The organism is Streptomyces sp. NPDC048392 (assembly GCF_043200575.1).
GTDB lineage: Bacteria > Actinomycetota > Actinomycetes > Streptomycetales > Streptomycetaceae > Streptomyces.
This window is the reverse complement of record NZ_JBICYB010000001.1, coordinates 41,486-53,535: the sequence shown is the minus strand read 5'-3', so window position 1 is coordinate 53,535 and position 12,050 is coordinate 41,486. Positions and strand designations below refer to the sequence as shown.

The 12,050-nt window shown below is 72.3% G+C and carries 8 protein-coding genes and 2 pseudogenes; 6 read left to right on the top strand and 4 right to left on the bottom strand.

Going from position 1 to position 12,050, the window contains the following annotated elements; all coding sequences use genetic code 11:
• Positions 1 to 129: 129 nt before the first annotated feature.
• Positions 130 to 711, bottom strand: a complete 582-nt coding sequence (locus ACGFYH_RS00225; RefSeq protein ID WP_393800869.1) for a biotin transporter BioY — start codon at positions 709 to 711, stop codon at positions 130 to 132.
• Positions 712 to 735: 24 nt separating this feature from the next.
• On the opposite strand from ACGFYH_RS00225, the pseudogene ACGFYH_RS00220 reads away from it, so the two are divergent.
• Together ACGFYH_RS00220 and ACGFYH_RS00215 are read left to right on the top strand one after the other, a co-directional pair.
• Positions 736 to 1,140, top strand: a pseudogene (locus ACGFYH_RS00220) (hypothetical protein); the annotation flags it as partial.
• Between the two features lie 327 nt (positions 1,141 to 1,467).
• A complete protein-coding gene (locus ACGFYH_RS00215) occupies positions 1,468 to 2,109 on the top strand; it encodes a superoxide dismutase (RefSeq protein ID WP_393801496.1) in 642 nt (213 codons plus the stop codon).
• Between the two features lie 120 nt (positions 2,110 to 2,229).
• Here the strand turns inward: ACGFYH_RS00215 and ACGFYH_RS00210 are convergent, their stop codons facing one another.
• Positions 2,230 to 2,868: a DsbA family protein gene (locus ACGFYH_RS00210; RefSeq protein WP_393800868.1), complete on the bottom strand. Its 639-nt coding sequence runs from the start codon at positions 2,866 to 2,868 to the stop codon at positions 2,230 to 2,232.
• Between the two features lie 143 nt (positions 2,869 to 3,011).
• Between ACGFYH_RS00210 and pepN (ACGFYH_RS00205) the strand changes: the two genes are divergently transcribed.
• Both pepN (ACGFYH_RS00205) and ACGFYH_RS00200 read left to right on the top strand, forming a co-directional pair.
• Positions 3,012 to 5,594: an aminopeptidase N gene (pepN, locus tag ACGFYH_RS00205; RefSeq protein ID WP_393800867.1), complete on the top strand. Its 2,583-nt coding sequence runs from the start codon at positions 3,012 to 3,014 to the stop codon at positions 5,592 to 5,594.
• Positions 5,595 to 5,811: 217 nt separating this feature from the next.
• Positions 5,812 to 6,882, top strand: coding sequence for a hypothetical protein (locus ACGFYH_RS00200; protein WP_393800866.1), 1,071 nt, complete (start codon positions 5,812 to 5,814; stop codon positions 6,880 to 6,882).
• A gap of 191 nt (positions 6,883 to 7,073) precedes the next feature.
• Here the strand turns inward: ACGFYH_RS00200 and ACGFYH_RS00195 are convergent.
• A pseudogene (locus tag ACGFYH_RS00195) lies at positions 7,074 to 7,178 on the bottom strand (RNA polymerase subunit sigma-70); the annotation flags it as partial.
• Between the two features lie 354 nt (positions 7,179 to 7,532).
• Here ACGFYH_RS00195 and ACGFYH_RS00190 point away from each other — a divergent pair.
• Complete coding sequence (locus tag ACGFYH_RS00190) at positions 7,533 to 8,549, top strand: aspartate-semialdehyde dehydrogenase (protein ID WP_393800865.1); 1,017 nt, start codon at positions 7,533 to 7,535, stop codon at positions 8,547 to 8,549.
• On the opposite strand, the gene ACGFYH_RS00185 is transcribed toward ACGFYH_RS00190, so the two are convergent.
• Positions 8,500 to 9,033, bottom strand: coding sequence for a DUF1203 domain-containing protein (locus ACGFYH_RS00185; protein ID WP_393800864.1), 534 nt, complete (start codon positions 9,031 to 9,033; stop codon positions 8,500 to 8,502). The genes ACGFYH_RS00190 and ACGFYH_RS00185 overlap by 50 nt on opposite strands.
• Before the next feature lie 113 nt (positions 9,034 to 9,146).
• Here ACGFYH_RS00185 and pepN (ACGFYH_RS00180) point away from each other — a divergent pair, with 113 nt between their 5' ends.
• Positions 9,147 to 11,741, top strand: a complete 2,595-nt coding sequence (gene pepN / locus ACGFYH_RS00180; protein WP_393800863.1) for an aminopeptidase N — start codon at positions 9,147 to 9,149, stop codon at positions 11,739 to 11,741.
• Positions 11,742 to 12,050 lie beyond the last annotated feature (309 nt).

Sequence of the window (12,050 nt, the reverse complement as noted above, 5' to 3'; positions counted from 1 at the left end):
GGCCCCCCCCGCCCCCCCGCGCCTCCGGCTGTCCCGCGGCGCCGGCGGGTGCTCCCGGCCCCCACCTTCGCCCCCGGCGCGCCTCGGGCCGGGCCCCCCCCCCCCCTCTTTCGTGGGCCCGGAGCGTACCTACCGCTTGTCGACCAGCTTCCACGCGGTGGGCAGCACGCCCATCGCCAGCGCGGCCTTCAGCGCGTCGCCAATCAGGAACGGCGTGAGGCCGGCCGCGATCGCGGCGGTGAGGGACATGTCGGCGGCGAGGGCCAGGTACGGCACGCCGACGGCGTAGATGACCGCCTCGCCGAGCAGCATGGTGCCGGCCGTGCGCAGCATCGAGCGGTCGGCACCGCGGCGGGCCAGGGCGCCCACCACCGTGACGGCGAGCAGCATGCCGAAGACGTAGCCGAGGGACGGGGCGCCGGTGCCGGAGCCGCCCTGCGCGAACCACGGCACGCCCGCCATGCCGACCAGGGCGTACAGCGCGAGCGAGAGGAGGCCGCGGCCGGCGCCGAGCGAGGTGCCGACGAGCAGCGCCGCGAAGGTCTGGCCGGTCACCGGCACCGGCGAGCCGGGCACGGGCACCGCGATCTGGGCCGCGACGCCGGTGAGCACGGCGCCGCCCGCCACGAGCGCGGCGTCCCGGACTCGGGAGGAGGGGAGGAGGTCGGCGAGGACCTGCCCGGTGCGGGCGGATACGGCAGCGGTGCTCATGGGGGACTCCGCGGTGGTGTGGACATGTCGGGACACCGCGACGCTATCCCAGCGGCCGGGACCGATCACCAGCAGCGTTCGACAAAGGCCCGCTCACCGGCTTGGTGGGCTCCCGACAAAGGGCGCGGGATACACCTCGTCGCGCGTGACACCGGTCACCGAGGGGGTGAGGCGGGCGTCACGGGCCAGCGGACCGGCGCATACGGACGATCGGGCGGGGTGCCGCGGATCGCGGTGCCGGTCTCCCTTCTCTTCGGCTTCGGCTGCGTGCTGCTCAGCCACCGGCGGCCGGACGACGTCTTCTCCTGGGCGCTGAACATGATCGGCGCGGTCGTCCTGGCCGTCCGGGCCCTCGTCGCGGTCTCGCGGCTGCGGCCGCGTCGCCGTCCGGAACGGGAGGCGCCCGGGAAGCCGGTCGTGCGCATGCGGGGTTTCCCGTGGCTGGCCTGGACGGCGCTGACGGGCATGGCCGCGGTGTTCGTGCTGACGGCCCGCGAGCGCGGACACCCGGGCGCAGCTGTACTCGCCGGGCGGCATGACGCTGGTCCTGGCGGCCGTCGTCCGTGCCCGGCAGCGGCGGCGCGGTCAGCCGGCACCCCGCCACGTCTGCGAGGGCCTCGCCCCGACGCGTGCGGGGCCCTTCGGGGTGCGCCGCCACGCCTCTCCCACCCACCCGCCCCTCCACACCTCCGAACCCTCTTGCTGCTAGCGTGCACTTGCAAGCCTTTTGCAATAAGAGGTCGGAGGGGATCCGCCATGTCCGTCTACACGCTTCCTGAACTGCCGTACGACTACTCCGCGCTGGCTCCCGTGATCAGCCCCGAGATCATCGAGCTGCACCACGACAAGCACCACGCCGCGTACGTCAAGGGCGCCAACGACACGCTGGAGCAGCTCGCCGAGGCACGGGACAAGGAGACGTGGGGCGCGGTCAACGGCCTGGAGAAGAACCTGGCCTTCCACCTCTCCGGCCACATCCTGCACTCGATCTACTGGCACAACATGACCGGTGACGGCGGCGGCGAGCCCCTGGACAAGGACGGCGTGGGCGAGCTGGCCGACGCGATCGCCGAGTCCTTCGGCTCCTTCGCCGGTTTCAAGGCGCAGCTCACCAAGGCCGCCGCGACCACCCAGGGCTCGGGCTGGGGCGTGCTGGCGTACGAGCCGCTGAGCGGCCGCCTGATCGTCGAGCAGGTCTACGACCACCAGGGCAACGTCGGCCAGGGCGCCACCCCGATCCTGGTCTTCGACGCCTGGGAGCACGCCTTCTACCTGCAGTACAGGAACCAGAAGGTCGACTTCATCGACGCCATGTGGGCGGTCGTCAACTGGCAGGACGTGGCCAGGCGCTACGCGGCCGCCGGGTCCCGCACCGACACGCTGCTGCTCGCGCCGTGACGGCGCCGGTCGCACCGACGTCCTGCTCGTGATCGTCTTCTCAACCTTCACCGGCAGGCGGAATGAGGGAAGCCCCCGCGAGGACGTGACTCGCGGGGGCTTCCTGGGCGTATGGGTCGCCTACAGGTTGCTGAAGTCCGGGCCCTTGGTGCGAGTCCGCTTGATCTCGTAGAAGCCCGGCACGGAGGCCACGGCGAGGGTGCCGTCCCAGAGTTTGGCGGCGTCCTCGCCCTTGGGGGCCGGGGTGACGACCGGGCCGAAGAAGGCGAGCTGCCCGCCGTCGGCGCCGGGTACGGCGATGACCGGGGTGCCGACCTCCTGGCCGACCTTGTCGATGCCCTCCTTGTGGGAGGCGCGCAGCTGGGGCTCGTAAGGGGTGGAGTCCCAGTGGTCCATGAGGGACTCGGGCAGACCGGCGTCCTTCAGGGCGGCGGCGACCGTCTCCCTGCCCGGGCCCTCCTCCTGGTTGTGGATGCGGGTGCCGAGCGCCGTGTAGAGGTCGCCGAGCACCTCGCGGCCGTGCTCCTGCTGGGCCGCGATGACGACGCGGACCGGGCCCCACGCCTTGGTCGAGAGCATCTCGCGGTAGTCCTCGGGCAGCTCGTCGAGCTTGTCCTCGTTGAGGACGGCGAGGCTCATGACATGCCAGCGGACCTCGATGTCGCGGACCTTCTCCACCTCCAGGACCCAGCGGGAGGTCATCCAGGCCCAGGGGCACAGCGGGTCGAACCAGAAGTCGACGGGCGTCTTCTCCGACATGTCTCTCCTCATGAGGCGGTGCTGGCGAGTCTCTCCGGGCAACCGACCGGCCGGCCCGCCCATTCCCGGCTGCCGCGCGTCAGGAGCGCATGGCAGGATCGGTGCTGTCCGCATACTGAACACCACCTGAGGGAGTGCCGCCCGTGCCCGGTGAGAATCTGTCCCGCGACGAGGCCCGGGAGCGGGCCGCCCTGCTGTCCGCCGACGGGTACGAGGTGTCCCTCGACGTGCGCTCGGCCGTCGGTGACGCGCGGGGCGAGGGTCCGCGCACCTTCCGGTCCGTCACCACGATCCGCTTCCGCTGCAGCGAGCCCGGCGCGAGCAGCTTCGCCGACCTGGTCGCGCCGAGCGTCACCGCGGTCTCCCTCAACGGCCGCGACCTCGACCCGAGCGAGGTCTTCGACGGCTCCCGGATCGCCCTGGAGGAGCTGGCCGCCGACAACGAGCTGGTGGTCGACGCCCAGTGCGCCTACTCCCGCACCGGCGAGGGCCTGCACCGCTTCGTCGACCCCGAGGACGGCGAGGTGTACCTGTACACGCAGTACGAGCCGGCCGACTCGCGCCGGGTCTTCGCGGGTTTCGAGCAGCCGGACCTCAAGGCGCCCTTCCGCTTCGAGGTGCGGGCGCCCGAGGAGTGGACGGTGTGGTCGAACGGCGCGGGTGAGCGCGCCGACGGCGTGTGGCGGTTCGCGGAGACGAAGCCGGTCTCGACGTACATCACATGCGTCGTGGCCGGTCCCTACCATTACGTGACGGACTCCTACGAGCGGACCCTCGAGGACGGCACACGGCTGGAGATCCCGCTCGGCGCCCTGTGCCGCAAGGGCCTGGCCCCGCACTTCGACGCCGACGACGTCTTCCTCATCACCAAGCAGGGCCTGGACTTCTTCCACGACCACTTCGACTTCCCGTACCCCTTCGGGAAGTACGACCAGGCGTTCGTGCCCGAGTACAACCTCGGCGCGATGGAGAACCCGGGGATGGTGACCTTCCGGGAGGAGTACATCTTCCGCGGGAGGGTGACGCGGGCGTCGTACGAGGGCCGCGCCAACACGATCCTGCACGAGATGGCGCACATGTGGTTCGGCGACCTGGTCACCATGGAGTGGTGGGACGACCTGTGGCTGAAGGAGTCCTTCGCCGACTTCATGGGCGCGTTCGCGAACGTCGGCGCGACCCGCTTCAAGGACGCCTGGATCACCTTCGCCAACCGTCGCAAGGCCTGGGCGTACCGGGCGGACCAGTTGCCGTCGACCCACCCGATCACGGCCGACATCCGTGACCTGGAGGACGCCAAGCTCAACTTCGACGGCATCACCTACGCCAAGGGCGCCTCCGCGCTCAAGCAGCTGGTGGCGTACGTCGGACAGGACGCGTTCCTGGAGGGCGCGCGGCGTTACTTCAAGCGGCACGCGTACGGCAACACGCGCCTCGGCGACCTGCTGTCGGTGCTTGAGGAGACCAGCGGGCGGGACATGGCGGCCTGGTCGCGCTCCTGGCTCCAGACGGCGGGCGTCAACTCGCTCACCCCGCAGGTGCTGCTGAGTGCGGCGGGCACGGTCGACGAGCTGGCCGTGGTGCAGGAGGCGGCGGAGTCCCACCCCGAACTGCGCCCGCACCGGGTCGCGGTGGGCCTGTACCGGCGTACGGCCGGAGGGGCGCTGGAGCGGTACGCGCGCGCCGAGGTGGACGTCGACGGTCCGCGCACGGTGGTGACGGAGCTGGCCGGTGCCGAGGCGCCCGAGCTGGTCCTGGTCAACGACGACGACCTGACGTACTGCAAGACCCGCTTCGACGACACCTCGCTGGCGACCCTGCGGGAGCACCTGGGTGCCCTGACCGATCCGCTGGCCCGTGCGCTGTGCTGGTCGGCGCTGTGGAACATGACGCGGGACGCGCTGCTGCCGGCACGGGACTTCGTCGGCCTGGTGCTGCGGTTCGCGGGGCGCGAGTCCGACATCGGCGTCCTGCAGATGCTGCACGCCTGGGCCGACTCCGCGCTGGTGCACTACGTGGCCCCCGACGGGCGCGAGGCCTGCAGCCGGCTGCTGGGCCGGGGCGCGCTGCGCGAGCTGCGGGGCGCGGCGCCGGGCGGCGAGCAGCAGCTGGCGTGGGCACGGTTCTTCGCGTCGGTGGCGTCCGACGAGGCGGACCTGCTGCTGCTCCGGGGCCTGCTGGAGGGCACCGAGAAGATCGACGGGCTGGACGTGGACCAGGAGCTGCGCTGGGCGTTCCTCGCGCCGCTCGCGGCCCACGGTGCCGTGGACGAGGAGGCGCTGGCCGCCGAGCTGGCCCGCGACGACACGGCCTCCGGCAAGCGCCACCAGGTGCGCTGCCTGGCCTCGCGGCCGTCGGCGGCGGTGAAGGCGCAGGCCTGGGCGCAGGTCGTGGAGTCCGACGCGCTGTCGAACGCGCTGGTGGAGGCCACCATCGCGGGCTTCGCGCGGTCCTCGCAGCGAGCCCTGCTCGCGCCGTACGCCGAGAAGTACTTCGCGGCGATCGAGCGGGTGTGGGCCGAGCGGTCCATCCAGATCGGGATGGACGTGGTCCGGGGCCTGTTCCCGTCGCTGCGGGACTCCCAGGACACGCTGGACGCGACCGACGCGTGGCTGTCCGCGCGCGAGGACGCGGCCCCGGCGCTGCGCCGGCTGGTGCTGGAGGCGCGGGACGACCTGGCGCGGGCGTTGCGCGGGCAGGCGTGCGACGCGGCGGCGGCCGGCCGGTAGCTTCCCGGAGAGACCCCCGGCCTTTGGCCAATGATTGGGCGCTCCGTCATCGTTACGGAATCCGGCCGACGGCAGCCGTAACCCCTGGTCCGCACTGTGACGGACCAGGGGTTTTCGGCATCCGAACACCCGTCCTTTAGGGCGAGCTTGTCCGGGTTCGGCCATGGGCGTGTAACAGCGGTTAAGGGGCGGATCGGTCGCGGGAAGGTCCCCGGTCATGACGCACAACACCCCGCTCTCCCCCCGCCCCCGCCCGCTCCGGGAACTGGCCGACGGCCGGCGCCGGCTGATGACGGCCGCCCAGCTGCGGGCGCACGGCGTCTCCGCCGCGGAGACCAGCGAGCAGTGCCGGCCCGGCGGGCCCTGGCAGCAGCTCCTCCCGAACGTCGTCCTGCTGCACCCGGGCCCGCCGACCAGCGACGAGCGCCTGCACGCGGTGCTGCTCTACGCGGCGCGGGAACGCACCCCGGGCGCGGCACCCGGCGTGACCGCCTCGGTGCCGGTCCAGCCGGGCGGCGGGCACCCGCCCGTTCCCGCCTACGCGGAGGCGATGATCACGGGCCTGGCCGCGCTGACGCTGCACGGTTTCTCCGCGGCTCCCCCGCTGCCGTCCCTGGACCTCATCGACGTCCTGGTCCCGCGGCTGCGCCGGTTGCGGACGACGGGCTGCGCGCGCATCGTCCGCACGACCGCGCTGCCGACCGCCGTGGAGCTGACCGGCGTTCCGGTGGCGCCGGTGGCGCGGGCCCTGGCGGACGCGGTGGCGGAGCCGACCGACCCGGGCGCCGTCCGCCGGCTGCTGACGGAGGCGGTGCGCGGCGGGCACTGCGAGCCGGCCGCGGTGGTACGGGAGTTGAACCGGGCCCGGCTGCTCAGCCGCCCGCACGTGGTGGACGCCGTGGACTCGCTGGTCGCCGAGGGGCGGGCACTGGCCGAACAGCGCCTGTACCGGATGGTGCGCGAGCACGCGCTGCCGGAGCCGGTCTGGAACGTCGACCTGCGTCTGCCCGGCGGCCCCGGCCTGGGCGGGGTGGACGCCTTCTGGCCCGGTCAGGCTGTGGCGGTGGAGCTGGACACCCGGACCCACCGGCAGCAGGAGGACGACGCCGCCCGGGCGGAGAACGCCCGCAAGCGCGAGCACCTGGAACGCCTGGGGATCACGGTCGTGCACCTGACCCCGCGCAAGCTGCGGGACTGCCCGGAGCACCAGGCGGCGGTCGTGCGTACGGCGCTGATGGCCGCCGAGGACAGGGAACCCGCCGCGTACGTCGTGGTGCTGCCCCGGTAGTGACGGACCGGGGCGGTCGCAAGGAGGTGAGAGGAGGGGCCGCGGGGCACGGCGGCCCCCTCCTCATGGACCGGGTGGCACGGACCACGTCCATGCCACCCGGGATCGCCGTGTCCGGGGGCTGCCACCGCCCGCCCGGTCCCTCGGCCGGGTCCGGCGGGTCCGCCCGCGGCGCCCCGCCCAGCGCGAGCACCCCCCAGCGCGAGCACCGCCCGCACCCGGCGTTCCCGTGCCGCGTCCAGGGGATCGTCGCGTACGGCGTCCTCCCGGCCGCGGCGGGCCCTTCCGCGCAGCACAGGCCGCCCCCTCCCCGGCCACGTTTTCCCCAGGACGCGCGGGGGTCGAATCGTGCGCCCGCGCGGCCGCGTTCCGGCGCGAGGCGTACGTCACATCGTCGTGTGGGGTGTGAAGGGATGGGCAGGGGCGGAACAGCACAGCTTGCGGCGCGGGGCCCGACCGGGTGAATTTCTGCAGGTCGGCGCGGCCTTTCACCGAAGGACCGCGTCCGCTGTCCGAGTCACCGCGTCCCGGCGTGCGGGCACACCGCGCAAAGGATTGGACAGGCGGGCCGGGCTTCGCCCCATGATGGAAAAGTCTCGGCCGAGCAAAGCGCGCGTGAACACACGCGTACAAACGGAGAAGGAGCCACCGTGAGGGTCGGAATCGTCGGAGCCACCGGTCAGGTCGGCACGGTCATGCGCAGGATCCTCACGGAGCGCGACTTCCCGGTCACCGAACTGCGCCTGTTCGCCTCGGCCCGCAGCGCCGGCAAGGAGCTGGACGGTGTGACGGTGGAGGACGCCGCCACCGCCGACTACTCCGGCCTGGACATCGTGCTGTTCTCCGCGGGCGGCGCCACCTCCAGGGCACTGGCCGAAAAGGTCGCCTCCCAGGGACCGGTCGTGATCGACAACTCCTCCGCCTGGCGCCGTGACCCCGAGGTCCCCCTGGTGGTCTCCGAGGTGAACCCGCACGCGATCGCCGACCGCCCCAAGGGCATCATCGCCAACCCGAACTGCACGACGATGGCCGCGATGCCGGTCCTGCGTCCGCTGCACGCGGAGGCCGGTCTCGAGGCCGTCGTCGTCGCCACCTACCAGGCGGTGTCCGGCTCCGGCCTGGCCGGCGTGGACGAGCTGTTCGAGCAGGTCCAGAAGGTGGGCGCGGACGCTCCCAAGCTCACCCACGACGGCTCCGCCGTGGAGTTCCCGAAGCCGGAGAAGTACGTGGCGCCGATCGCGTACAACGTGCTGCCGCTGGCCGGTTCCATCGTCGACGACGGTCTGCACGAGACGGACGAGGAGCAGAAGCTCCGCCACGAGTCCCGCAAGATCCTCGAGATCCCGGAGCTGAAGGTCTCCGGCACCTGTGTGCGGGTGCCCGTCTTCAGCGGCCACTCCCTCCAGATCAACGCCCGTTTCGCCCGCCCGATCAGCGTGGAGCGCGCCAAGGAGCTGCTGGCCGGCGCCCCCGGCGTGGCCCTCACCGAGGTGCCTACCCCGCTGGAGGCGGCCGGTCAGGACCCGTCGTACGTGGGCCGCATCCGCCAGGACGAGACCGTGGACCACGGTCTCGCCCTCTTCGTCTCCAACGACAACCTGCGCAAGGGCGCGGCCCTTAACGCGGTGCAGATCGCGGAGCTGGTGGCGGCGGAGCTGAAGGGCTGAGCCCCGGCCAACCCCTGGTGACCTCGTAGAGGAAGCAGCCGTACTCGACGGCCCGGACGTGGACGAACTCCACGACCGGGTCGTCGAACGCCTCCCGGAGGGCGGACGCGAGGGCGTCGGGTCCGGCCAGGCGGCCGCCCAGGATGCGCCCCTCGGCGGAGTAGCGGCGGACGGTGCGGTGCGAGTCGGTGAAGGGGAAGCCGCCCTGCGTGCCGGGGCCCGCGCATTCCTCGGCGTGGACGAAGACGGGCCCCTGCTCGTCGTACGCGCCCGGATCGGCGCCCGTCCGTGCGGCCCAGCGGCGCAGTGGGGCGTAGGAGACCAGGGCGACGCGGTCTCCGGGGCGGCTGCGGCGCAGACAGCAGCGCAGGGGCGCGCCGCCCTCGTCGTCGGTCAGCGGTGCGGGGACGCGGCCCGCGTCGTCGGTGGCGCGCAGCTCCTTGAGGGCGGCCGGAGGGATGGCGTGTGCGGTGCAGCCGTTCATGCGGTCCAGGCTCGCGCGCTCCCGGCCCGTCCACCGGCGGAAAACGGACATCGCGTCGGGCGCGGGTCACGTGGAAGGATGGCGCGACCCACACATCACGAGGAGATGACCGCGTGCCTGGCACAAACCTGACTCGCGAAGAGGCGCGGCAGCGGGCGACGCTGCTGACCGTTGACTCGTACGAGATCGATCTCGACCTCACCGGAGCGCAGGAGGGCGGCACCTACCGGTCCGTGACCACGGTGCGCTTCGACGTCGCGGAGACCGGCGGCGAGGGCGCCGGCGAGTCCTTCATCGACCTGGTCGCACCGACGGTCCACGAGGTGACGCTCAACGGCGACTCCCTCGACCCCGCCGAAGTGTTCCAGGACTCCCGCATCGCCCTCACCGGGCTGCTGCCGGGGCGCAACATCCTGCGCGTGGTCGCCGACTGCGCGTACACCAACACCGGCGAGGGCCTGCACCGGTTCGTCGACCCGGTGGACGACCAGGCGTACCTCTACACCCAGTTCGAGGTGCCGGACGCGCGGCGGGTCTTCGCGAGCTTCGAGCAGCCGGACCTGAAGGCGACCTTCCAGTTCACCGTGAAGGCGCCCGTCGGCTGGACGGTCATCTCCAACTCGCCGACCCCCGAACCCCAGGAGAACGTCTGGGTCTTCGAACCGACGCCGCGCATCTCGTCGTACGTCACGGCGCTGATCGTCGGTCCGTACCACTCCGTGCACAGCGTGTACGAGAAGGACGGCCAGTCGGTGCCGCTCGGCATCTACTGCCGGCCCTCGCTGGCCGAGCACCTCGACGCGGACGCCATCTTCGAGGTGACCCGGCAGGGCTTCGAGTGGTTCCAGGAGAAGTTCGACTACGCGTACCCGTTCAAGAAGTACGACCAGCTCTTCGTGCCGGAGTTCAACGCGGGCGCGATGGAGAACGCGGGCGCGGTCACCATCCGCGACCAGTACGTGTTCCGCTCCAAAGTGACGGACGCCGCGTACGAGGTGCGTGCGGCGACGATCCTGCACGAGCTGGCGCACATGTGGTTCGGCGACCTGGTCACCATGGAGTGGTGGAACGACCTGTGGCTGAACGAGTCGTTCGCCACCTACGCCGAGGCCGCCTGCCAGGCCGACGCGCCGGGCTCCAAGTGGCCCCACTCGTGGACGACGTTCGCCAACCAGATGAAGACCTGGGCGTACCGGCAGGACCAGCTGCCGTCCACCCACCCGATCATGGCGGACATCAGCGACCTGGACGACGTGCTCGTCAACTTCGACGGCATCACGTACGCCAAGGGCGCGAGCGTCCTCAAACAGCTCGTCGCGTACGTCGGTGAGGACGCGTTCTTCCGGGGCGTGCAGGCGTACTTCAAGCGGCACGCGTTCGGCAACACCCGCCTGTCCGACCTGCTGGGCGCGCTGGAGGAGACCTCCGGCCGCGATCTGAAGACCTGGTCGAAGGCGTGGCTGGAGACGGCCGGCATCAACGTCCTGCGCCCGGAGATCGAGACGGACGGTGAGAACGGGACCGGCGTCGTCACCTCCTTCGCGATCCGCCAGGAGGCCCCGGCCCTGCCCGCCGGCGCCAAGGGCGAGCCGACGCTGCGCCCGCACCGCATCGCGATCGGCGCCTACGACCTCGACGCGAGCGGCAAGCTGGTGCGCGGCGAGCGCGTCGAGCTGGACGTGGACGGGGAGCTGACGGCCGTACCGCAGCTGGTGGGCAGGCCACGCCCGGCGGTGCTGCTCCTGAACGACGACGACCTGTCATACGCCAAGGTCCGCCTCGACGAGCGGTCGCTGGCCGTCGTCACCGAGCATCTCGGCGACTTCGCCGCGTCGCTGCCGCGCGCCCTGTGCTGGGCGTCGGCCTGGGACATGACCCGGGACGCGGAGCTGGCGACCCGCGACTACCTGTCGCTGGTGCTGTCCGGTATCGGCAAGGAGTCCGACATCGGTGTGGTGCAGTCGCTGCACCGCCAGGTGAAGCTGGCCATCGACCAGTACGCCGCTCCCACCACCCGCGAGGCGCTGCTCACCCGCTGGACCGAGGCCACGCTGGCCCACCTGCGGGCCGCCGAGGCGGGCAGCGACCACCAGCTGGCGTGGGCGCGGGCGTTCGCGGCGACGGCCAGGACGCCGGAGCAGCTGGACGTGCTGGACGCGCTGCTCGACGGTACGCAGACGATCGAGGGCCTGGCCGTCGACACCGAGCTGCGCTGGGCGTTCGTGCAGCGGCTGGCGGCCGTGGGCCGGTTCGGCGGCTCGGAGATCCAGAGCGAGTACGAGCGGGACAGGACGGCCGCAGGTGAGCGCCACGCCGCCACCGCGCGTGCCGCCCGCCCGACCGAGGCGGCGAAGGCGGAGGCCTGGGAGTCGGTCGTGGAGTCCGACAAGCTGCCGAACGCCGTCCAGGAGGCGGTCATCGCCGGTTTCGTCCAGACCGACCAGCGCGAGCTGCTGGCTCCGTACACGGAGCGGTACTTCGAGGTGCTGAAGGATGTCTGGGGGGCGCGTTCGCACGAGATGGCCCAGCAGATCGCGGTCGGCCTGTACCCGGCGGTGCAGGTGTCGCGGGAGACGCTGGACCGCACGGACGCGTGGCTGGCCTCCGCCGAACCGAACGCGGCCCTGCGGCGGCTGGTCTCGGAGTCCCGCTCGGGCGTCGAGCGCGCACTGCGGGCGCAGGCGGCGGACGCGGCGGCCACCGAGTAGGCACGGTTCCGCCGGGGGCCTCCGCCGCCAGGGGCGTCCGGTGGCGTGTGCCGGCACCGGACGCCCCTGGCGGGCGCTCAGGGGCGTGCGTACGCCGGGCGTACGCGGTGCCGTGAACACGGTGGCGTGCTCAGGGGGCGTGCGTGCGCTGCCGCGCGCAGGGCCGTGAGCGCGGTCGCGACGGTGGCGGCCACGAGGGCACCCTTCGGGAGGGCTGGGGAGTTCGGCGGCGAACTCGACAGCAAGCTGGAAGGGCGGCAAGCTCGACGTACGTAGCTTACCGTTAAGCAAGTTTCCGTCAAGCTACTT

Coding starts and splice junctions, on each gene's coding strand:
- ACGFYH_RS00210 (WP_393800868.1), bottom strand. CDS start 2,868: ATGTCGGAGAAGACGCCCGTCGACTTCTGGTTCGACCCGCTGTGCCCC.
- ACGFYH_RS00200 (WP_393800866.1), top strand. CDS start 5,812: ATGACGCACAACACCCCGCTCTCCCCCCGCCCCCGCCCGCTCCGGGAA.
- ACGFYH_RS00215 (WP_393801496.1), top strand. CDS start 1,468: ATGTCCGTCTACACGCTTCCTGAACTGCCGTACGACTACTCCGCGCTG.
- ACGFYH_RS00185 (WP_393800864.1), bottom strand. CDS start 9,033: ATGAACGGCTGCACCGCACACGCCATCCCTCCGGCCGCCCTCAAGGAG.
- ACGFYH_RS00225 (WP_393800869.1), bottom strand. CDS start 711: ATGAGCACCGCTGCCGTATCCGCCCGCACCGGGCAGGTCCTCGCCGAC.